At 34.6% G+C, this 22,594-nt stretch carries 23 protein-coding genes; 18 read left to right on the top strand and 5 right to left on the bottom strand.

The window, feature by feature from the left end:
• Positions 1–139 precede the first annotated feature (139 nt).
• The 9 genes from UABHE_RS21515 to UABHE_RS21475 all read left to right on the top strand — a co-directional run bounded on the left by UABHE_RS21515 (position 140) and on the right by UABHE_RS21475 (position 8,681).
• A complete protein-coding gene (locus tag UABHE_RS21515; RefSeq protein WP_372365347.1) occupies positions 140–1,435 on the top strand; it encodes a leucine-rich repeat domain-containing protein in 1,296 nt (431 codons plus the stop codon).
• Positions 1,436–1,628: 193 nt separating this feature from the next.
• Positions 1,629–3,128, top strand: a complete 1,500-nt coding sequence (locus tag UABHE_RS21510; protein ID WP_372365346.1) for an RtcB family protein — start codon at positions 1,629–1,631, stop codon at positions 3,126–3,128.
• 15 nt (positions 3,129–3,143) lie between these two features.
• Positions 3,144–3,515 carry a hypothetical protein gene (locus tag UABHE_RS21505; protein WP_372365345.1) on the top strand — a complete coding sequence of 124 codons (372 nt, stop codon included), beginning with the start codon at positions 3,144–3,146 and terminating at the stop codon, positions 3,513–3,515.
• A gap of 181 nt (positions 3,516–3,696) precedes the next feature.
• Positions 3,697–5,391, top strand: coding sequence for a serine/threonine protein kinase (locus UABHE_RS21500; RefSeq protein WP_372365344.1), 1,695 nt, complete (start codon positions 3,697–3,699; stop codon positions 5,389–5,391).
• The gene (ruvC, locus tag UABHE_RS21495; RefSeq protein ID WP_372365343.1) at positions 5,388–5,867 is read left to right on the top strand and encodes a crossover junction endodeoxyribonuclease RuvC; all 480 of its coding nucleotides are present in this window, start codon (positions 5,388–5,390) and stop codon (positions 5,865–5,867) included. The genes UABHE_RS21500 and ruvC overlap by 4 nt, the downstream gene beginning before the upstream one ends.
• Positions 5,864–6,712: an SLBB domain-containing protein gene (locus UABHE_RS21490; RefSeq protein WP_372365342.1), complete on the top strand. Its 849-nt coding sequence runs from the start codon at positions 5,864–5,866 to the stop codon at positions 6,710–6,712. Before ruvC ends, UABHE_RS21490 begins: the two co-directional genes overlap by 4 nt.
• Before the next feature lie 9 nt (positions 6,713–6,721).
• Positions 6,722–7,270 (top strand): hypothetical protein, encoded by a 549-nt coding sequence (locus tag UABHE_RS21485; protein ID WP_372365341.1) that lies wholly within the window; start codon positions 6,722–6,724, stop codon positions 7,268–7,270.
• 155 nt (positions 7,271–7,425) lie between these two features.
• Positions 7,426–8,523, top strand: coding sequence for an IS630 family transposase (locus UABHE_RS21480; protein ID WP_372365340.1), 1,098 nt, complete (start codon positions 7,426–7,428; stop codon positions 8,521–8,523).
• Positions 8,524–8,534: 11 nt separating this feature from the next.
• Positions 8,535–8,681, top strand: a complete 147-nt coding sequence (locus UABHE_RS21475) for an IS3 family transposase (protein ID WP_372371664.1) — start codon at positions 8,535–8,537, stop codon at positions 8,679–8,681.
• Positions 8,682–9,005: 324 nt separating this feature from the next.
• On the opposite strand, the gene UABHE_RS21470 is transcribed toward UABHE_RS21475, so the two are convergent.
• Both UABHE_RS21470 and UABHE_RS21465 read right to left on the bottom strand, forming a co-directional pair.
• Complete coding sequence (locus UABHE_RS21470; RefSeq protein ID WP_372365339.1) at positions 9,006–9,368, bottom strand: hypothetical protein; 363 nt, start codon at positions 9,366–9,368, stop codon at positions 9,006–9,008.
• A gap of 155 nt (positions 9,369–9,523) precedes the next feature.
• A complete protein-coding gene (locus tag UABHE_RS21465) occupies positions 9,524–11,455 on the bottom strand; it encodes a pyrroloquinoline quinone-dependent dehydrogenase (protein WP_372365338.1) in 1,932 nt (643 codons plus the stop codon).
• Between the two features lie 215 nt (positions 11,456–11,670).
• On the opposite strand from UABHE_RS21465, the gene UABHE_RS21460 reads away from it, so the two are divergent.
• The 7 genes from UABHE_RS21460 (at position 11,671) to UABHE_RS21430 (ending at position 19,351) form a co-directional block, all read left to right on the top strand.
• Positions 11,671–11,955, top strand: coding sequence for a VOC family protein (locus UABHE_RS21460; RefSeq protein ID WP_372365337.1), 285 nt, complete (start codon positions 11,671–11,673; stop codon positions 11,953–11,955).
• Positions 11,956–12,305: 350 nt separating this feature from the next.
• On the top strand, positions 12,306–13,286 hold the full coding sequence (locus UABHE_RS21455; RefSeq protein WP_372365336.1) for a hypothetical protein: 981 nt from the start codon (positions 12,306–12,308) through the stop codon (positions 13,284–13,286).
• 558 nt (positions 13,287–13,844) lie between these two features.
• Positions 13,845–14,393, top strand: a complete 549-nt coding sequence (locus UABHE_RS21450; protein ID WP_372365335.1) for a YcjF family protein — start codon at positions 13,845–13,847, stop codon at positions 14,391–14,393.
• A 282-nt stretch (positions 14,394–14,675) separates the two neighbouring features.
• Complete coding sequence (locus UABHE_RS21445; protein WP_372365334.1) at positions 14,676–14,864, top strand: hypothetical protein; 189 nt, start codon at positions 14,676–14,678, stop codon at positions 14,862–14,864.
• A gap of 38 nt (positions 14,865–14,902) precedes the next feature.
• Complete coding sequence (locus tag UABHE_RS21440) at positions 14,903–15,820, top strand: prohibitin family protein (RefSeq protein WP_372365333.1); 918 nt, start codon at positions 14,903–14,905, stop codon at positions 15,818–15,820.
• Between the two features lie 92 nt (positions 15,821–15,912).
• A complete protein-coding gene (locus tag UABHE_RS21435) occupies positions 15,913–16,221 on the top strand; it encodes a hypothetical protein (RefSeq protein WP_372365332.1) in 309 nt (102 codons plus the stop codon).
• Positions 16,222–16,309: 88 nt separating this feature from the next.
• A complete protein-coding gene (locus UABHE_RS21430; protein ID WP_372365331.1) occupies positions 16,310–19,351 on the top strand; it encodes a hypothetical protein in 3,042 nt (1,013 codons plus the stop codon).
• A gap of 29 nt (positions 19,352–19,380) precedes the next feature.
• Here UABHE_RS21430 and UABHE_RS21425 read toward each other — a convergent pair whose 3' ends face one another.
• Positions 19,381–19,638: a hypothetical protein gene (locus UABHE_RS21425; protein ID WP_372365330.1), complete on the bottom strand. Its 258-nt coding sequence runs from the start codon at positions 19,636–19,638 to the stop codon at positions 19,381–19,383.
• Between the two features lie 241 nt (positions 19,639–19,879).
• Between UABHE_RS21425 and UABHE_RS21420 the strand changes: the two genes are divergently transcribed.
• Complete coding sequence (locus UABHE_RS21420; RefSeq protein ID WP_372365329.1) at positions 19,880–20,095, top strand: hypothetical protein; 216 nt, start codon at positions 19,880–19,882, stop codon at positions 20,093–20,095.
• Between the two features lie 102 nt (positions 20,096–20,197).
• The gene (locus tag UABHE_RS21415) at positions 20,198–20,431 is read left to right on the top strand and encodes a hypothetical protein (protein ID WP_372365328.1); all 234 of its coding nucleotides are present in this window, start codon (positions 20,198–20,200) and stop codon (positions 20,429–20,431) included.
• Positions 20,432–20,452: 21 nt separating this feature from the next.
• Here the strand turns inward: UABHE_RS21415 and UABHE_RS21410 are convergent, their stop codons facing one another.
• Positions 20,453–20,656, bottom strand: a complete 204-nt coding sequence (locus UABHE_RS21410) for a transposase (RefSeq protein ID WP_372365327.1) — start codon at positions 20,654–20,656, stop codon at positions 20,453–20,455.
• Between the two features lie 150 nt (positions 20,657–20,806).
• A complete protein-coding gene (locus UABHE_RS21405; RefSeq protein ID WP_372365326.1) occupies positions 20,807–21,928 on the bottom strand; it encodes an acyl-CoA dehydrogenase family protein in 1,122 nt (373 codons plus the stop codon).
• Positions 21,929–22,594: the final 666 nt, after the last annotated feature.

The raw sequence follows: 22,594 nt of genomic DNA, 5'->3' as shown, positions 1-22,594 counted from the left end.
TTTTAGTAATGTTATTTTATATCTTTTTTTTGCTTTTATCTTTTATTGCTACGGAATTCATTTTTCTTTATACACTTTTCAAAATCAATTTATTTTGGCTAATTTTCAAAATACCATTCGTTGTTAAGTTGAGTCTCCTGTGGAAAAAATAAATAAAAAAATATTAAAAAATATCCAAAAAGACACCTTCTATGAAGGTTGTACATTTTATTGTGAGTCCAAGGATTATGAGTATTCCTATTGCCAAGAAGATGGAGATTATTACAGTTATGACTCTTATTCGTACGAATCAGATGATGATTATGACACAAGCTACGACTCTCCCTATGGCTATGAAGACGAGCTTCCAAGTATTGAAAATTCGCATTTCAAAAATTGCTCTTTTAGAGGTAATATAGCATTTTCTGGTCTTGAAAATTGTACATTTGTTAATTGTGGGTTTTCAGGAGAGTTTAGGTTAAATCTTTCCGAAAGAGATCTTGAAAAAATCCCAAACTATGTTCTTGATATAGAATATCTAACTTGTCTTGATTTAGCTTTTAATAACATTAGCGATCTACCACAACACCTTTCAAAACTAAAACACTTAAAAGAATTGCGATTATGTTATAATAAAATTAGTTTTTTTCCAGAGGAATTACTTGTTTTACCCAAACTTGAGATTCTAGATTTGTCCAATAACGAAATTATAGACTTGCCCTGCGAATTAGAAAATTTTAAAAGTCTAAAGCAGCTATTTTTGAACAACTGTCGTATAACGAATTTACGCGAATTGACAAATTTGCCTGACTTGGAAATATTAGAACTATGTCAAAACAATATCAGTAGTTTACCGCCCTCGTTCAAAAAAATGCAAAGCCTAAAAATACTAAGACTACATTATAATGAAATCAATCGATTACCTATTGAATTAGGCACATTGAAATCATTGAATATACTGGGACTATCAAATAACGGAATCACAAAATTGATACCTGAATTGGGACTATTATGTTCTTTGAAAATATTGGATTTGTCCCAAAATAGAATTGTTGAATTAATAACTGAATTGGGGAAATTACACAATTTAGAAAAGCTAGACTTATCTACAAATACAATCACTAAACTAGTACCTGAACTGGGAAAACTACAATCTCTTACCAAATTAAATTTATACAACAATATGGTAGAATCTTTTCCCCTTGAACTATGCGATTTGATGAATGTAGAAGTTATGTTCTTGGGTTTTAATAAAATAAATACATTACCACCACAAATCTCTCAATTACAAAATCTAAAACGTTTAAATCTTTATGATAATAACCTCAAAAATGTTCCCATTGAAATTTGTCAGCTACAAAATTTACAAGAATTAAATTTATACGCAGCTAAATGTACCGATGAACAAAAAAAACTTATTAAATCTAGATTAGCAGAATGCAAAGTTTATTTTTAAGTTTACTAAAATTTTTCGCAAGCTGCTATTGAAACCATACGCAAAATTAATGACCAAGCAAAGCAATTACCAGAATGATGGAATATAAGAGAACTCCCTAGACTAAGAGTCATCAATTAAGAAAAAATATACTATATTTATACAATCGATTTTGTAACTAGTACAATATCTTTACATAATAGAGAGTGAAGTAATGGAGAGAATCAATGACTGTTTATTAACTTTAAAAAACAAATACAACATTCCTGTAAACATTTGTGCAAATTCGCAGGTAAAAATTGAAAAAAATGCGGTGCAGGAGCTTTTACAACTTCTCGAACTTGCAGAGAATATTCGCAATATCGATAAAGAAGATAATAATTTTTTTGACATAACTCCACAAATAGAGCAAGTAGCGATTACCCCAGATTTCCATAAAGGGCGTGGAGTTCCCATTGGTACAGTAATGAAGACCACTGGGTTCGTTTCACCACAAGCGATAGGTAAAGACGTAAATTGCGGCATACGTTTTTATACTACAGACCTTTCTCCGCAAAAAATTGCAGATTGCTTCACACAGTTATCTCAAAAAATACGCCATGTTTTCTTTGAAGGCGGGCGGCAAATACCAATGACACGCGTCCAACGTGAGAGTCTATTTAAAGAAGGATTACTCGGAGTATTAAATACTCACACAATGGCAAATGACAAGGGAATTTGGAAATACTACTGTGCTAATAAACAGGAAATAGAACTCAATCGCGTAAATGACAACGGTTCTTTTATTACCGATGATATTTTTGCGCTACAAGACTTTTTAGGTCGCAAAGAACTCAATTATGATGACCAAATTGGTTCTATTGGTGGAGGTAATCATTTTGTCGAAGTACAAAAAGTAAAAAAAATATGTGATAATAAAACCGCTTATCAGTGGGGAATAAAAAAAGATCAAGTGGTCGTGATGATCCATACTGGCTGCGTTAGTATTGGTTATCCCACTGGGAATTTTTTTGGTCAAATTGCTCAAGAAATTTATCCTAGTAGCTTAGCACAGCCGCAAAATAAAATATTTGTTCTTCCTCAGTCAGAAAAATATCAAAAGTATTGGAACTGTTTTTGGGCATCTTTGTATAACGCGGCGAATTTTGCATTTGCCAACCGTTTATTCTTAGGGTTGATGTTAGAAAAATGTATCCACGAAGTAATTGGTGATGTAAACTTTGACCTAGTGTACGATACAGGACACAATATTGTTCATGAAGAAAACGGCAGTTATATTCATCGTAAGGGAGCTAATCCTGCACGAAGTGCCGCAGAAATGAATAACACGCCGTTTGAGTACTACGGAGAACCAGTGATGATACCAGGCTCGATGGGCTCTTCAAGTTTCTTAATGTGCGGTAAAGGTCGTGAGCTTTTTTTATCTAGCGCAAGCCACGGCGCAGGGCGTAGTCTTTCACGTGGGCAAGCTATTCGTCATGATAAACAAAAATTTCGTGCATTTATGGAAAAATTTAAGATCATTACTCCTATAGACCCACAAAGGCTTGATTTAAAATCACGCCCTGATATTATCAAAAAATGGGAAGAAGAAATCAAAAAAGAAGCACCGTATGCGTACAAAGATATTTCAGCGGTTATTGACAGCCAAGTACAAGGAAATATTGTAGGTACCGTTGCAGAACTAGAACCTATTTTTACGATTAAAGGTTAAGCGAGGAATATCAAGATGGAAACTTTTTTCATATTTTTGAAAGCGTTATTTTTTGTCATTTTTGTACTTTGGTTATTTGTAAAATTTTTAGACTACAATTACCTACGTTCATTTAACAAAAAAAGTAAAGAAGAGTTAGAAGAAATCGTTTTTTACTTTCACGATGAATACTTTGATTTCATTGGCATTGATAACGAGCACGTTCAAAGATTTCGTTCTTTCATCACTAACCGCGATTTAAAAAATATCCGCTCTTCTTGGAATGAACTCTATCATATCTTTACTGATTTGGAATCTAAGGCAGGACACCAAGGACGTCCACTTATCATGGATTATTATGACAATTACAAATCGTTTATCGATCTATTGATTAAAAAATCTAAATAACGCCTACAAGAGAACATAATTATCTTTGACTATTATTGGTAATTCTCCTATCATTTAATAAGAAAAACCGCGTTCTAAGCTAGAATGCGTCGACCTTAAAAAACAACAGTTTGTTGCCAAGATATTTCAACCTAGAAAGGAAGCGTGAGGTCTATACCAGTCTAAACCTCACCATAATGGGATGAAACTTCACAAAAGTCATCGTTTATTTGCTAAAATTGCACATAAATTAGGCTATATCTCTGAAATACAGTTACATGAAACGGTATCTCTCTGTCAAAAAACTTCGTGTTCTCAACATCTACAAAATGTTATAGAGCCAGAGGCTTGGAATAAAGTGCGCCTAATATACTTAGAAAAAGTTATTGCGCAAATGCTAGTACGTTATAACTATCTATCAGCAGAAGAATACGAAAAAATAATGGCTGTAGAAATGAAGAATGCTCAACGCAACAAAAAAATATGGGAACCGATTATACTTTCTCAAGGTATTATTACTGCTGATATGGAACACTGTTTTTTTAAAGGATTTAGCAAAAAAGGTGGTGACGTACCTGGTTTAGTCGATGAAAATCTCCTAGCAGTAAAAAATGGCTTTGTCGCTGCCGAAGAATATGACTCTTCTTTATTGCGTATAGGTGATTACACTATTGAAAAAGCTATCTACGAAGGCGAAAAATACAAAGAATATAAGGCTTGGCACGAAAAACTTGGAAAAAGTTTTACTATCAAATTGTTTAATTTTTCGATATCTAGTGAATCAGTAATGGCTATTCGCTGGTTTTCCAAAGAAATGAAAGTGATAAAAAAACTACGTCATAAAAACATAATACCTGTTCACGATATTGGGGTTGTTGATGAACAACATTATATTGCAATGCCGTATATTAGTGGTAATACTCTAGCACATGAACTGGATTCGGCTAAAAAATTTACAATTCACCAAGCACTGGCTATTGTGCTTCGCTTAGCGGAAACAATTGGAATTACTCACCGTCATCGCTTAATTCATCAGCAACTTACTCCAGAAAACATCATCATCGATGATTCAGGAAACCCTTATATAAAAGGTTTTGGGCAAGTCACTTTACTCACTAAAGTTTTTGGCAAACCTAGCAATACAACAGTTTATCATTCTCCTCAACAAGTGTTTAGCAGTAATGTTGACGCCCAAAGCGATGTATATTCCCTAGGAATTGTATTGTATGAAATGCTCATGAACAGACATCCTTTCTCTACTCCAAATAAATTTTGGCATAAAATACAAATTTTATTTTTTGATCTACCTTGGCATGGTCGAGATGTACCTTCATCAGTAAAAATGATTTGCAAACGAGCAACAGCAAAAAATAAAAAATATCGCTATATTGATGGCTTTAAAATGGCTATGGACATACGTTGTTATTTAAATAAACAACCTTTAGCAAGCGGAGCATTCCCTTGGTATTACTCCTTAATTACCTCGATACGTCATCATATTCTGTATCTTACAACTTTTGCGTTAGTGGCATTAATATTTGTAGGATATAACAAATACGAAAATCATTTATCTGTAAATAATACTTTACGGATACAAAAAAAGCTGTCAAAGTCTATAAAGTCGGCTTTAGCAACAAAGAATAATCATCAAACTGTTAGAAAATTACATCGCATACTGAATGAATACAAGGTACTTCTTAGTAGCAACCCGAACAGTAACGAAATTTCAAAAAACTATGTACAAGCATTAAAAACATTTTTTGAATTGGCCATTCACACGGATGTTTATTTAGCGGAATATGCTGTTTTTTTATTGCAAAAAGAGATTCCTAAAAACAGTTTGTTAGAATTTAAAAAACGTTTACTTACAGTTCAAAAAAGCAAAGGCAAGAAATGAGAGTAATGGGCATAGATCCAGGAACGAGAATCGTAGGCTATTCTGTTGTTGAAAAAAATGGCAACCGCTTGACATGCATAACTTCAGGTGCTGTTCGTACAAACACAAAAGAACCTATTCCCAAACGTTTACGAGTCATTCATCGCGAGATCTCGCAGGTAATAGAAGAATACGAACCGCAACACGCTGCAGTCGAAAAAGTATTTTTCGGTAAAAATATCCAAAGTGCAATAAAACTAGGAGAAGGACGCGGGGTTGTTCTTCTTGCAGCAGCACAAAAAGATTTAGAAATATTCGAATACGATGCTACAAAGGTAAAAAAAGCAATTGTTGGTGGCGGAAGGGCACATAAATCTCAAATTAAATTTATGGTGCAAAGAATACTAAATATTGATAAAGAGATGGGTGATGATGAATCAGATGCTTTAGCAATAGCAGTTTGTCATTGCCAAAACTATATAGCAGGAATTTTATGATGAAAAAATACAGCATTTTCATTGGATGTTTATTATTGTGTGCATGCAATATGACAGATCTAAATGTTCGCTCTACAGGAGAAGCTGGTACAGAATTAATTTATTTAGTCCCCGGAGATCGCATTGCGTTAAATACCGGAGACGTAGGTTATGTAAATGGTGATGGCTATTTCGTTGGAATTCGCGACATACGATTCTTTGCTGTAGGTAAGAGAGTTCGCGAAGTAATCAAACTATTGAACTATAACCATGGCGTTGATTTTAATCAGTACAAGATCGTTAGTTTTGGCAGAAGATCTATTGATGTACGTGGTGCAGTACAATCTCCTGGCACCTACGAATATCCTCCAGGAGAAGACTGGAATATTATGAATTTAATTTTAAAAACGGATGGTTTTACAAGTTTAGGCCAGAGAGAATATCTACTCGTCCGTAAAGCATGGGGCTACCCAGGAAAATTTTTATTTATACGCGGTCTATCTTTACCTGTTGAGGAAGGAATAGGAGGAGACAATCTACTTCTATACGCACACGACCGAGTTATTTTTCCGGGAATATCACAACCCATTTACGTTTTTGGTGCTGTAAAGGCGGAAGCTGGTGGTGTATGTTTTAGTTTTGACGGACAAAATAAACCGACACTAAAAGACTCACTAAACCAAGCTGGTGGATTTTTGAAAACATCAAATACAAAAAATATCCAAGTGTATAGAGTACTACAAAATGGACGTCGCAGCATTGTAAATCTAGATTACGATGTAAGCGGTGGATTTGAATTACAACCTTGGGATGTAGTATATGTACAATCGGAAATACCTGAAGAAGTTTTATCAGAAGAAGAATAGGATTTAGACATGAAATACACATTATATTTTATCATATTTTTTTTACCATTTTTTGCGTTTGCCGATAAAAACGGTACACCATACTACTTTTTTGGCGAAAAGCTTCTAAGCGAAAAAGAGTACCAAGAACTTAATAGTAAAGATCGAAAAAAAGTAGAATTTTCATTTAATACCGTTTGGACAGCACGCGCAGGAAGAGATAAAAATAACGCGGTTCTTACTAGTTTAATCTCAAAAGAAATTCAAGTTTTTGTTTTTAGTGATACTGGCTCTAGATTACTTCAAGGAGCTACTTTTTTTACTGAAGTAGCCAAACACTACCAAGAAGTTTTTAAAATAAAAGATAAATTCAAAAAAGGTCGCACACAGTTTGGCAAAAAAAAGTGCTACTCTAGTTCGAATAGAACAAAGGACGGCAAATTCATACAGATAATTACTCGTTCATCTCGTAACAAATGTTGGCGTATTATAATTGTAATCAACGAAAAAGATTTACGTTTAAAACCTGTGCGTACAGCATTTTCGTTATTTATGAAAAGTTTTCGATTTTTAATGTAAACCATTTTCTGCTTATATTGAGCCATAAGTAATGCGACAAAAATAATTACCCATTGATTTTAAAGGGTTGTAAAAGATTTTTGACAATTTTTGATGAATTTAGAGGTAAGAAGAGGATAATGCATTCATTGTTTATTTATCAAAAAGGAAAAACAATGAATGCGAAAATAAGTATCCTAAATCTTACAGGAAAAGAACGTAAATTACTAAAAAAAATCTATAAAAAAGGTATCGGTCGAGTATCTTATAGAGCCCAAATAATATTGTTATCAACAAGTGCAACAGTAAGCTATACGCGAAATCAAATAGCAGCACAATGTTTCTGTTGTCGCAAGACGGTGTACAACACCGTTTGTAAATACAAAGAAAACGGTATCTGGGGAATATTCGATTTACAAAGGCCAGGAAGACCTTGCTTGATAAGTGCTAATTGCTCCCAAGAGATTCAAACAACAATACAAACAAGTAAACCCAGTAAGCTAGGAAAACACTACTTTCATAGTAACTGGACACTGAAAATTATTAGAGACTATCTGGCAAAATCTTTTTCGATTTTCATAAGCCAAAGAACGATTTCGAGATGGCTGCATTCTAATGGATGGAGTTATCATCGAAGTAAGAAAGAGCTGTTTCCCATTCAACCATTACTGGATAAAGAGCAACGAGATGTTTTGAGATTGCTTCGTAACTTAAACGAACATCAAGAAGTGCTTTTATTTGTTGATCAATCAGCTTTTTATCTTGATGGTTTACCTGGTGGATATTGGTTTCCTTGTGATGAACAACATCAGATTCAGGCATCTGGATCTAGACAAAAGCGCTGGTTGTTCGGAGGCTTTAATCCCCACGATAAAAAATTTTATTATCGAATGTGTAAAAAATGTAATAGCGAAGAAATGGTTCTTTTTCTTCGCCAGATACGACAAAGATTTCGCAATAAAATCATTCACATAGTTCTTGATAATGCTCGTTTTCATACTTCTGTTGAAATAGAATATTTTTTGCAAAACCATGATGGGTTTTCTCTACATTTTTTACCTCCTAGAGGAGCAAAACTAAATCCTATTGAGAGGTTTTGGCTTTTTGTGAAACATGTTACTGTAAAGAATTCGGTCTTTGAATCTTTAGACGAGCTGTGTTTTACTCTTCGAAAATTCTTTTGGCATTACAATAGCGGTAACATTGAATATAACTTTGATATACAAAAAACGATTAACGTTTGGAATCAGTGGACATGCGTCTCTGTGGCCTAATTTTTTAATAGATAACTATTTTTGTCAGGTTACTTATCAATAAAGCAAAGGAGGTTATTTATAAATATATAGAGTTTTATAATAACGAGAGATTACACCAATCTCTTGATTATGCTACTGAAGTTTATTTTTCTAAGCGATTTGCTAAAGTTGCATAGTTCTTCTTTTTTATTTTTTTGATGGTCCTTAACAAGGGACGCACCATAGTAGTAATCCCAAATTTCTCCCTATTCATAATGCCGTTGGTCTTTTATTGAAAACGATTCTATATGATCAGGAGAACCTAAGATCTCAAGAACTCTTCAAGAATTCATTTCGAGACAAATAGATTTTATCGAGTTATCCCTATTTTTTACTAGGTCTGGTAACTCAAAAAAAACTTTTTTATTTGTTTTATGTTTAAAAAAAGTATAACAAGAATATTCCTCTGGTTGCTCCCCCAATAACCTCAATCCTAATTTGACAAGAGACGAATAGAGACATTATGGTCTTCTAACGAGCAACAACTGGTATACTACCACATCGTACTCGTGGCTTGATAATCTGATGTAAAAATATTCCGTCCAAATCAGGCCATCAGGACTACATTCATTAGGTCTAAAGGACACAAATACACCGTCACCTCCTATAGCTAAAGGTAAATTGGAAATTTGTGGGTCCAATTTCTCTACAGACAAACCTAGCTTAGAATCTAAAAGAAGCGTTTCATATTCCATTATTTCTGAGGCCTTATTTTCGAATATTTGGCTCCAATTCCAAATTGTTTTTGGGCAAATTTTTATTCTTGTCAATGTTTTAGAATCAATGATGATATACTGTATGGGATAAATACTGATAATAAACATCCCACTTTTCGCAGTTCATTACTCGCACGTTGATTTGATTTTAGACCTAGTCTTCTATCCAAAGGTACATATTTTTCTATCTCACAACTGCTGGGACACCTTCCAATCTTCCGTTTCCAGCTTATTGTACCTACTATCTTCTGGTTGATGACAGGCTACTTATCATCCAAAGCATATACCATCACATAATCCCCTTGTTTTGTTTGCATTTTGCCGTGTCCTCCTGCACATATTGCTACATATTGTTTTTTGTTCACTTGATAAGTCATGGGTGTCGCTTGTCCACCAGCTGGTAGTTGAGTACGCCACAATTCTTGTCCTGTATCACTTGCGATAGCGCGTAGATGATAATCATATGTTCCAGCAATAAATATAAGCCCTCCTGCTGTAGAGATTGGTCCACCAAGTATAACAGATCCCCATTTGGGAGAATCAGGCACTTTTTTTGGGTCCACCATCCAACCTAGAGGAATGCGCCATTTTATTTTACCAGTAGTAAGTTGTACTGCCGCAAGCGTGCCCCATGGTGGCGCGGTTGCAGGTAAACCACTCGGAAGAAAAAAAATCTGACGTTCCATTCCATAGGGCGTCCCATGTTGTGGAGAAACTTCTGCGCGAAAAAATTTATTTTCATTGTGTTCTTGATAATTATTGCGCGGGATTAATTTGATAATATGAGCAATACTATTTAGAGGTACCACGAGTAAATCTTTATGTTTATCATAAGTAGCTCCTCCCCAATTCATTCCTCCAACAGTACTTGGATAGACAATTGTACCTTCCAAACTAGGAGGAGTAAATATACCTTCATAGCGAAATGTATTAAAACTTTGCTTGGCGTATTTGCGGTCTTGCTCATTTACTCCCCACAATTTTTGTTTTTCTGTAAGATTTTTGAGTAACGGTGGTGGAATTGTTGGAAAAGGTTGTAGAGGTGAAGTGATTTCTCCTTTGATATCACTTTTTGCAACAGCTAGTTCCTCTACAGGAAAAATAGGCTCTCCTGTATCTCTATCCAAAACAAAAATATGTCCCATTTTTGTTCCTTGGATGACAACATCTATTTTTTTTTGATTTTTTTCTATAGTAGTTAGCATAGGCTGACAAGGAACGTCGTAATCCCATAAGTCATGATGCACTACTTGAAAGTGCCACTTTACTTTACCCGTAGAAGCTTTTATTGCGACGACACAGTTAGCATAAACATTATCACCAAGACGTTCGCCTCCATAGAAATCAGGGCTTGCGGACGATGTTGGTAAAAAAATCAAATCACGCTTGTGATCTACAGATATAATAGACCAGACATTTGCGCCTCCAGTAGATAGAGCCTGTTTTCCTCTCCAAGTATCGGCAAATAGAGCACTTTTCGAACGAGGAATTGGATCCCAACTCCACTGTAGTTTTCCCGTTTTTGCATGATAACTACGTACGACACCGCGTTCAGTTTTTACTTTGTGATTATCTGCAATAGCAGAACCAACAATAATTGAATTGCCAATAATTGCTGGCGGAGAAGTAAGTTGATAGTTTCTCGAATTTTTGTTACTCAGGTTAATACCATCTTTTAAGTCTACAATACCATTTAGTGCGAAATCTTTGCATAACTCTCCTGTTTGTGCATCTAAACAGATTAGTCTTGCATCAAGTGTCCCTAGATATATCCTACGGTATCCAAACTGAGAAACTTCTTTCTGTGGATCTTGCCATGTAGAAACACCTCTATTTGTATACTCTGAATAAGAAATTCGTGGGTTTACTTTGGGGTCATATGACCATAATAATTTTCCACTATCTGCTTGTAAAGCGATAACTTTGCAAGTAGGAGTTGCAATATACATGGTATTTGCAACAACAATTGGAGTGCACTCAAAAGCGGCTTTCTTTTTAAAACTAGCAGTGTTTTTCAAATCGCCAGTCCGATATTTCCACGCAATCTTTAGTTGCGAAACATTTTTTGTGTTAATTTGCTCAAGAGAAGAGTAGCGAACTCCTCGACCATCTTTTCCATATGCATGCCATTTTTCATCTGCATAGAGTATCGAGATGGATATAATAATCCATATGCAAAGTACTGAATTATTCATCTAATTTCCTTTTATTAATTTAATAGAAGTGAAGTGCGAATTAATTTCAATGCCTCTACGTTACATCTTTAGATGTTTGTGACAAATCACTATACTTCTGTACAATATATCAAATAAATATCGACAACCATGTAAATTTTCTGTTATATAAATTACAAAAAAAAATCGACTAGTGGAATTTATATCCCTTGTCAGTTTACTTAGAAAGAATATTTATGATAAAATCTATAAATTTAATTGTGATAAAAACACCAGACATAAAAAAAACAAAGGCTTTTTATGAGTTACTAGGATTGAGTTTTGAACAAGAAAAACACGGTAGCGGCCCAATTCATTTTTCATGCGCAATTCAACAGTGTATTTTTGAAATATATCCTACAAATAAGACAGGATGTCACACCACAAGATTAGGATTTTCAGCCTCATCTATTGATTCTCTAACGGAGAAGATAAACAAAGCAGGCTATCAAATCGTAAAGAAACCCAAAAAAACTGAGTGAGGAATGAGGATGGTTGTGAAAGACCCAGATGGGAGATCTGTTGAACTAATAGAAGGTAGCTAAAGCTTACTCTTACAAACTCGATGTGTGGCGCGAATCTCGCGAAGAGAATTAATTTCTTAATGAAATTAAATTTTCTTTATGTTAGTGAATCTGTGGTTGTTTTTTATCATTATAACCCAAATTACTATAGTATGCTACAAGCATTGGTAAGGTAAAAAATTCGCCCACGTTTGTCGTTTAGTTAAATGAACGACACTCCTTACACATTTTTTTCGCGTTTTACAGAAAGTTTTTTTATAATGGTTTATATACTCATTGAAAATAACTTTCCACTTTCGAGGTCAAAAATGTTTAAGATATCTGTTTTTATTATCACTCTAACTATTTTGATTCCTATATTTTCCGAAGAAATTGTAGTGTCAACAACAGGACAAACTCTAGAGCAAGCACAAGAAGAGGCAATGCGCAAGGTCAGTGCTTTTTCTAAAGATTATACTATTGTTAAGAAGATGTATATCGCTCCACCACTGCTAAAAAATTGGCAAGTGAATATTATTTTACGCTCTGAAACTCATAGCGCAGGAATACGTGTTTTTACTGGTAGAGGATCAACAAAACAAGAAGCAAGAAGCCACGCTGTTATGAAAGCTCAGCGTTTTCATGGAGATAACTTTACTGTTGTTCGCGAGCGCTATCAGGGAAGGCTAAAAGTAATTTGCCGCTTAACAATAAATCTCACAAGAAATGCTGAAATGTCGCAAAACCGCGCATGGCTATTTCGCGGAGTAGATCGTGTGAGAAATGTTGCGCGGAAAAAAGCTTTTTCTAAAGCGATTACTCTTTTGGGAAAAAATATCAAAATCATCAAAGAAAAATATCGAGATGCGAAGGTCTTTTTTATCTGTAGTTTACTAGTTGAACGTTCTAAAGCAATGAGTGTTGTCGATCTTTCCCAGGGAGAAAATTGGCTAATAACTTCCGGTGAAAATTATAGTTTAGTACAGGAGAAAACGACTAATTTAGCAAAACGATTATGGGGAAGCAAAATCGCGGTGCGTGGCAGCTGGGCATCAGAATCTAAAGGAGTATGGCACTACGGAGTCTACGCTACAGCCAGTGAAGTTAATGAGAATGTCCTTATGATACAGGAACTTGGTAAAACAGAACAAAATGCTTATAAAAATGCAATTGAAAAGTTAGAAATGGCTACTCCCTTAGGAGAAAACTTTACTGTTGTTAAGATAAGTTATGACAAATTAGATGACCTTTCGCAGTGCACTCTAACAACTGTAAGTCAAAGGCTCTATGACTCTTTAGAAAGAAAATGATTTTATATTTTTATATAGTAAATCTATTATCGTTTTTTACTAATGTTAGAGCCTGTTATTATTCAAAATATTACTTGTTTTTTCGAACCCACTTACGAGCCCGCGCAAAAGAAATTGTCGTCCATAGGTCAGGAAATTTTTTCTATGAGTTTTAAACATCGACAGATATTAATAATAGAAGTACTTTCAGTAGCAGATCGACGAGCAATTCTATAAAAACGAGTTTCTCATAAAACTAAAACAAGTTGGCACACCCAAGCACCCAGCCAAAATCCACCTATTCTTCAGCTATCTATTCAAAATATGTAAAATTTGTACTGACTGAAATTTAATCACTAGGCATTGCAATTTACATCTGAATAACACGATTATCAAGTTTGTAAAAATAGAGTTAATGCTTACCATGGTATATAAGTAAATTTTGGATAAGCTTTGCTTGTTATCACGTGTTTTGATAGTATAAAAATCTAAAACAACATACTATAGAAACTGGTAGCTTGTAAACCAAGCTACCAGTTTCTATGAAATACTTTATATTTATAATTCTAAGGAGTTGAGATGACAACAGCTACAAACGAGGAAAAAACAGCTCAGCCAGAAGTAGAAGAAAAAGATGAACGTTTAGAACAGGCGATGGAAATTGTACATCGCAATATGGCGTGGGCGGCAGGAGGAGGGCTTATAGTCGTTCCTTTTTTGGATATAGCTGCTGTTACGTCTGTCCAGCTAAAAATGATCAAAGAACTCTCAAATTTATATGAGATACCTTTTTCTAAGAAACTGGGACGTTCGCTTATCGCTTCGATACTAGGAGGGGCCGGATCAAGTGCTCTTGCTTATGGCAAGGTTGGCGCAATAGCAACTGGATCTCTTATGAAAGTTGTTCCTGTGGTTGGAACAGTTTTTGGAGCTGCAACTATGTCGGTTTTTTCGACTGGAATCACGTATGGCGTTGGCAAGGTCTTCATTAAGCATTTTGCTGACGGTGGTAATTTGGAAGACCTAGATGTTGAAAAAGCAAAGAAAGAAGTACACAACACAGCCGAAAAACACGTGCAAGATCGCAACAATGCACGAAGTACCAAAAAAGGTCTTTTTTCTAGCTAATCGATACACAACTGCTTACATATTACAAAACAAGATATTTCGTTTGATTATAGCCTAAGTTGTATTAATACTTTTCATAGCTATACATTCAACCTACTGAACGACTATAACCAGTGGATATTTTTGTTTATTGGTTTGTTTGATGGATATAGTATATACCCTTGTTAAGTTGACAGCGGTTTGATAGAGCGCGCGTATTTACATTCTATTTGTAGAGCATTATGTTTTGATCTTCAAGGGTATTATTAAAAAATAAGATAGGTTTGTTTTAAAGGTAAAATCATGTCTTTAATATTGTATGTGTATTTGTCTCCACAAATTCTGTATGGCGTTGCATCAGTATGTATAGGTCTACTAGGACGTAGACGTCTTATAGGATTTTGGGGATTCCTTTTGGTATCCTTAATTCTTACCCCTGTGGTTGGACTCTTAATCCTCGCACTTACGGAATATGTAGCGCCTTCTGATTAGTTCACTTATAAATATTTGTATTCGGTAGCGGAAAAATTATGGAATTGACAAACCGTAAAATAAACAAAAATCATGTTGATAAACGCGAAAAAAAAAATAAGCGCAGAAGATGGAAGTTTAAAATATATCTTGGTTTGCTTATTGTAGCAATCATGAGCGTCTACTTATGGCGTTATATTTTTATATCGATAGATTCTGGTCACCGTGGAGTTCTGTGGCGAAGATTCACAGGAACCCAAATGAGTAAATCATATAGCGATGGCTTAACAATTGTTTCTCCTTTAGATATCATGCATATTTATGATATTAGGGTGCAAGAATTACACGAAAAAATAGAGGTATTAACTAAAAACGGTTTAATGCTTAGATTGGACGTTTCAACTCGTTTTCGCATAATAGAAGAGTATTTACCAAAGTTGCATCACAACATTGGCCCAGACTATGTCGAAAAAGTAATTCGTCCTGAAGTAATCACATCTGTGCGTCGTGTTATGGGAAAGTATTTACTAGAGGAAATATATTCAAAAGATGAAAAGGGACTTCTCCAAGAGCTGTTAAAAACAATAAAAGAAAATATTGATTTAGCATTTCCCCAGAGTGAAAAGTATGTAGAGTTTGTAACAGCAGTAATTATGCGTTTAGAGTTGCCTCTTGATATGCAAAAAGCGATTACTGCAAAACTAGTAGAAGAGCAAGATTTTTTAAAGTATCAATACAGTAAAGATAAAGCTTTACAAGAAAAAGAGCGAAAAATCCTTGAAGCAGAGGGGATAAAGAAGTTTGAAGAAATTTGTAAAATACCTATCTTGAAATGGGCAGGAATCGAAGCTACAAAAGAAATCGCGAAGTCTCCTAACACCAAAATTGTTATTATTGGAACAACATCAAAAGATTTACCTATTATTTTAAATACTGAATCTGGAAACTTACAAGGAACAGCCCGCGAAGATAGATAAGATCGAAAATGAAGAGTTTTAGAATTTGCATAACCAGCATAGTTATTTTAACTTTATCTTTCCAAAAAAATTGGTAATGAAAGAGGAAAACAATGTCTTTTTCTGCTAAAGTCAACAAATTAATGTTTTGTATTGACGAAGTAATATTCGATGTTGCAAAGTCAAAACAACAAACGGAGAAAAAGTCGATCATTGCGAAATTTGATAATAAACTGGAGGAATTATTCCAGCGATACTTTGTCAAAGATCAGCAAGTAAATACAAAACTCATTATCGAAGTGTGGGCTTTATTCTTTTCTCTTATATCTTTAGCGATTGCTGTATTGCAAAATTCTTCGTTACTACTTTTAGTTGCAGATTTAGCTGCCGCAGTTTTTGCTGTTCTCGTCATCTTTATTTAGGGTGCGTTTTCTTCACATTATGATTTGAATTTCTTTATACAGTGAGTACACATAGATTATTATCAAAACATTTTTAGGCAAGTACTTCATGTTAGTAAATCAATGGAATAAAAAAGCTTGTATTGCTATATTGTTATTTATAACAGCTGCTTTTGTTAAAGCAGATCTAGATGGCCTAAACAAACTACTAGATAAGATCGTTGTAAATTGGAGTTATGAAAAAGCTTCTTTTTTAGAAGTAGTAAAAGATATTCAAAAAGAAAATGGTATTAATATAGCTGTCGATGCAAAAGTAACAAATACTCTTTTTCGCGTTAAATCCAATTTGACTGTGGATCTTACATTACAAAATGTTTCACTACGCAATGCACTAAACATTTTCTTAGATATGTTTAATCTTGTTTATGTTTATCGTAATGATGCAGTTTTTATCACATATCCGAATTCTGATTACACTAAAAAAGCTCCGTTGATTGAGTCTTACAATATTCACGAATTAATCCCCAAAATACAAGCAGCATTCCCTGATCTGCGTGAAAAAGCAGAAATGAAATCATACGTAGAGAAACTCCGAAATTCTTACCGAAGTACAAACAGTGATGAGCTACAAAATTTAATCAAAGGAGTTGTTGCACGAGAAACGTGGAAAAATGAGCAAAACTCTATTTCTGTTTTGAATAACAACATGTTTATTTCACAGCAAGGCGTAGTTCACCAAGAAATTAAAAATATACTAAATACAGTGTCGCAAAAACGTTCTTTAATTGCGATAGATTTACAAGTTATTGAAGTACAAAACAAAATTTTACAAAAAGAGATAAGAAATTTTTACTCGCCGCAACTAACGGCAAAAGTGATCCGGTCTTTGATCAAAAAAAAAAACCAAGGAATTAAAATTCTATCGCAAAGTTCAGCAGTCGAGTATACACAACAATTTGTATTTTTAACCGATCGTAATGAAGCAAATAAAAAAAATCCGCAAACCTCGTGTATCATTCGACCAACTCTATTATCATCTGATATGGTGCTTGTTGAATTTTGCTCTGTTGTCGAACAAGAGACTGATTTCCAAAAATCTCAGGCAACTGTGTATCAAAATCAAGCGACTTCCTTTATCGTGCCTCTCAACATAAAGGTTTGTGTCGGTATTTCGCCGTTTGGCGAAACAACCTCTTTGATGTTTGTGATGCGTCTAAGTGATATTGGTCGTTCAAAAAAAGAAGATGTTCGCGATACAATAAAGCCCTTACCTGAAAACTTCCAAAAAAAATTAACTCTTAGCTATAGTGATTATCCTTTAACAAAAGTGATTGCTGAAATACGTGAAAAATCGGGAGCAAATATTGTTGTTGATCCCCAAATTTTTACGCAAATTATTGGAGATGAGGAGACTTTACGGGTAACATTTCACGTAAAGTCTTCTACAGTTGAAAATATTTTAAATTTGCTTGTGAGTATGACCAAATTACGTATAATTCGCCGTGAAAATGTGTTGGTGATTACAACAGCAAGTCGCTATCCTCTTCTACCTCAATTAAAATTTTACAACATTACCGATATTATTTTTGCTCAAAAAGAAAGCATTGTAAATCAGAGTCGTAAATTAATGGATGTAGTCGAACATTCGGTGCCTAAGGAAAGTTGGCAAGATAATCGTTTTGGGATAGGAGTATGGCAAGGTAATTTAATTGTGCGACAAAAGCCTGAGAATCAAAAGATGATAGCTCAAAAAATTCGCTTTATTCAGGATTTGTACCAGAAAAATTTACAGCCGGTGACTGTATGGGCTTTTCTTGTACGCGATAAAGAAATTCAACCACATTCACTGAGTGTAATGCAAGGACGAAATGAGGAAAAATTATTTTTGAGTAGTGGTGCAAAACTTTCAGATAGTACCCGCGAAGTAATTCTCGAAGTTACACCTCTTATAAAGAGTAATAACAAAATCTCCTTAGAAATTCTATGGCGTTCACAATTGGGGCGTTACTCACAACGTTCGATTAATATTGAATTAGAAAATGATACAAGTGTGCTTGTTGCCTCTATTCCATCGCAAAATATTCAACAACAAATTTTTATCGGAGCGCGTATTCCTATATATCCTAAAATAAAGGGAATATCCAAAATTTCATTACAACGACATCCCAAAATTGTCAGTGTTAACAGCAATTTTTCATACAAATTAAAAGTGCAAAATGTTGGGGATATCGTTGCTAAAAATACAGTAGCGATTGTGAAATTGCCCTCAAATTTTGAACATGAGAGCGGCTTGAATATTTTTACCGTTCCTGTGGGAGATTTGGAAAGCCAGGAGTCATATATTCTACCACTTCCAATGAAAGCCGTTCGTGTAGGAATTGCCAAAGTAAAAGTTGATATTCAATCACAAGGGGCAGAAACAACAAAAAGCGTGTTAAAAACAAAAGTGGCGGAGTACAAAGTTTCTGCAAGTGTAAAGTGTCGAGATATATCTTATATTAAACGAAAAGTTCCCATAATGATAGAGGTAAAAAACAGCGGTGGTTTACCTTTAGATGATATTCGCGTGCGTGTTAAAATTCCTCAGGAGATCGATGTTGTCTCTGCAGGCAACGCTGCACTCGTTGGAAAAAGTATAATATGGTCTTTTCCGCGGTTGGCAGTAAAAGGAACACAACAACTGCAAATTATTGTTCAATCCAATGAGGAACATAAAGAATGCATAATCGCCGAAGTAGTGAGTAAGCAAACTTCAATAAAAACAGCTCAATGTTGCAGCGAGTGGCGCGGATTCCCTGCAGTTCAGTTGGAAGGAAAAAGTTCTGGGTATGTTGTACAAAAAGGAGAAAGGTTTCGTTATGATATCATTCTCGTTAATAAAGGAACAGCCGCAGATCGCAATATAAAAGTACGTTTGGATTGTGTTGATAAATTACGTCCAGTAAGTGATCCTGACAACACCTCTGTAAAAATTGTAGGTAAAACGGTTCGTTACAATAACTATCTAAAATTGGATGCGCAAGATACAGTTGTATTTTCCGTACTTTTGGAAGCAATACAAAGTGGTAATGCAGTATTAAAAGCATCGTTTTCATCTAATACAATTACAAAACCTATTACTGAGGAAGATAGGATTAATATCTTCGAATAAAATTCTGGTTGATGATTCGATAAATGAAGTTACTGACGACGTCTTAGAAGCTCTGAATGTTTGCTCTGAATTAGCCAATTTTTTGATCGATATTGAAGATTCTGATAAGCACACTTTACTTTGCTACGTTCTAACAATTCCATCTCTAATAATTTACATGCTAAAAAACGTCCCAGTTCTAATGCCACCAAAACTGCTGTGCAAAGTTTTACGCTTACTTTTATCTTTTCTAATTTGTTCTGGATCTCTACTTCGTTTTCGCTTATTATTTTTTTTAGACACGGCATTTTTGACTCCTTTGTTTGTGGTAAAACTAGGATATCATTTTTGTGCCGTGTTCATATTATTTCCCATCTTCTTTTTTGCCAACGTTTTACCATTAGGTATTCGTAACTTTACCGTCCCCACCTTTTGTTACATGCGCCCGTAGGTGACACGATATACAACTTTGAAGAGACATATCCAAAGTTTAAAAAACTTGAAAAGTTCATTGATGAATTTTTAACGTATATCAAACGGAATAGTCCGATGATTCCGAACTATGGAAAAATATGGAGGGCTGGGTATCCTATTTCTACTACTTTTGTTGAATCTACTGTAAATTCATTTTTAGCAAAGAGATTTTCTAAAAAACAACAAATGCAATGGTCAGAAGAAGGTGTACACCTGTTAATACAGATAAGGTCAAAAACCCTAAATGGTGAATTGATAGATACTTTAAAGATTGGTATCCCGATCTTATAATAGATAAAGGCCGAGCAAACCATAGCAGTTAATCAATCAGAGCCAAAGAATAACGATATAGTAAAAGAAATCTATACTTTTGAATATCAAGAAAAGGGCGGATTGGAATATTGGTCTTTACGTGAAGTCGAGGAGGAATTTGAAGATCCTATGGATTGTGATGAATTCCGCGAAGCTCTTGACTTTCACTCAGATCTCATCCAATTCTTTATTGATTTCGAAGCTTCAGACGATATTGATCTCGTGAAACTGCGGCAAGATATTACTGAAAAATTTCCGCAGGAAAGAGTAGAAAATACCAGAGTTACTTTTAAAAAATATAGCTCTGTTTCATAAAACATATGTTGCCCCCGAAAGTTATGCTTCCCTGTAGTACGGTGGAAAATCATTTGGTAACATTCGCCATTGACAACCTGTTTTTGTCATATACATTACTGCATTTATTATTTCTCGTAGTTCATACTTGGGTTTCCTACCCGCTCCTTCTACTTTATCAAAATATTTTGATAAGGTTTCCCATTGTAGTCCGTTTAAATCTGATTTATACTGTTTGCGATCCATCGTCTTTACTCCTTTGACTAATTTTTTTATAGAGTAATTGATGGATCTATTGATTTCACTACTATTTTAATTTTGTAACAGGCTCTCAATCCGCACAGCATTTAGCAAAAAAAGAATTTAATATTGAAATAAAATCTTTCAGAAAATAACCTATAATTTAAGCTCTTGTGCGATAATTTTTCTCTGTATTTCAGAAGTACCAGAAAAAATCTTAGCTGGAATTGAATCTTTTAGATATTGTGTAATCCCAGATTCGTCCATAATGCCATAGGCACCATGAATTTGAATGGCATCTAAACTTGATTGGATTGCTGCTTCACTTACAAATAGTTTTGCAATAGCAGCATCTAGTAACGCACCTTCTGAACCAAGACGACTAACAGCTTTGTATAAAAGTAATCTTGAAGCTTCCAGTCGTATTTTCATATCAGCAATTTTATGTGCCACAGAATCGAATTTAGAAATACTTTCTCCAAACTGCTTGCGATTCTTACTATAGCTAATACACTCTTCTAGCTGACGCTGCATGGACCCTAAATAAATGGCGAAAAGACAGGATCTTTCCCACTCCATAGATTCTGTGAAAATTTGTGCGCCTTTTCCTTCTCTACCAATTCGATTAGCAACTGGTACTTTACAATCATCTAAAAAAACATCACCCATAAACGAACTCTCTAAACCCATTTTTTTATAGGGTTTACTACAACTAACGTTGCTATCATTTTTATCAACGATGAAAGCTGTGATACCAAGAATACCCTTTTTTTTATTTGTTGTAGCATAAAGTACAAACAAATCAGCAATGGGTGCGTTGGAACTGTAAGATTTACTACCATTTAAGACGTAGTAATCTCCTTCTTGAATAGCTATTGTTGAAAGGCTAAACGCATCAGATCCTGCTCCAGGTTCAGTCATACAGTTGGCACATATTGACGAACCATTTACTAGCATCGGTATGTATTTTTTTTGTTGTTGCTCACTACCATGTAGCAAAATAGGCTTCATACACGCAAACATGTGAGCACAAATCGAAAATAAAAAGCCTGTATCCTCGCAGCCATAACTCAATGCTTCAAGAATAGTAACTACTGTTAAAGAATCGATCTCTGACTCTGGTAACAACAAGCTTTGGATGCCGTACTCAGCACACAACTTCCAACATCGCATAAAATTTTCTGGATCATTTTTTATCTTTTTATTGAGTTTTTTTTGAGCAAACAATACTGCATTTCTATAAGATTGTTGCTGTTCTTCTGTCCATTCAAAATTCATAATATACTTTCCATAATGGTTACAAGCTCCCAGATAGCAAATTTCAATAATCAGTAAAATCAATGCTTACAAAAAAGTCAAAAATAATCAACGTATCTGAATCCTTTATTTTAAAAATGATCCAGAAGGTCACGACTAAACGTTTATGTTATTGACTTGTCAATAACATAAACGTTATAAAGTGATGATGAAATAATTTATGAACAGAGAATAGAAAGTTTTTTTGAAAATTGCTATCTGACAAACTGCTGAGATTTCAGAGTTACAAATAAAATTGAAAGTCAGAAAAAACAAAGTTTTAAGCACTTACAAGGTGACTCATTGTAGTCTTGAATGACATAGCTGTCTTAAAGCTCCGAAGGAGCGAAATATCTCAGCCTAGGGCAAGCGTAGCGCCCGACTACTGTTGACTTAAGAGCATGGCTTTCGAGCTGAAACGCTTATTATATAGGTACCTTAGCTAAGTCTAAATAAGAGATTTCGGCTTCAGATCTTTGCAATACTTGGCTGTCCGCCAAGAGTAAGATTGAAGTGAAAATGTTGTTACTTGAGATTTTGCCAACGTGCATGAAATACTCTTTTTTAAAACGGCATAAGTTACTGATTTAAAATGTTTTGCGCTCGAAAACTACGTCCTTAAGTCAACCGTAGCGCCCAGGGAGTCAA

It is taken from the genome of Candidatus Uabimicrobium helgolandensis, from assembly GCF_041508025.1.
In the GTDB taxonomy this organism is placed as follows: domain Bacteria; phylum Planctomycetota; class Uabimicrobiia; order Uabimicrobiales; family Uabimicrobiaceae; genus Uabimicrobium; species Uabimicrobium helgolandensis.
Note: the sequence above shows the minus strand (reverse complement) of the source record. Positions and strands in the feature narration are given on the sequence as shown.